We start from the raw sequence: 300 nt of genomic DNA on the forward strand, positions 1-300 counted from the left end.
CCACACCCTTCGGGCGGCCGGTCGAACCGGAAGTGAAGATCACGTACGCGGTGTTGGCCGGGCGCAGCGGCTTGTGCCGATCGGCGTCGGTCAGCGGCTCGCCGGAGAACTCCGACAACTCCAGCTGGTCGATGCGCACCTGCCGGGAGACCGTGGTCTCCAGATCGGAGCCGGAGGTCAGCACGCACACCGGGCGCGCGGTCTCGAGGATGTAATCGATCCGCTCGGCCGGATGGTCCGGGTCCAACGGCACGTACGCGCCGCCCGCGGCGTTCACCGCGTACATGCCGACCACCAGGT

The 300-nt window shown here is 69.3% G+C and carries 1 protein-coding gene; it reads right to left on the reverse strand.

Annotated elements, in window-relative coordinates; genetic code table 11:
• Positions 1 to 286: AMP-binding protein (locus IU459_RS37825; RefSeq protein ID WP_440446567.1), on the reverse strand; the 286-nt coding region annotated here is incomplete at its 3' end.
• Positions 287 to 300 lie beyond the last annotated feature (14 nt).

This window comes from Nocardia amamiensis (assembly GCF_015477605.1).
Lineage (GTDB): Bacteria > Actinomycetota > Actinomycetes > Mycobacteriales > Mycobacteriaceae > Nocardia > Nocardia amamiensis_A.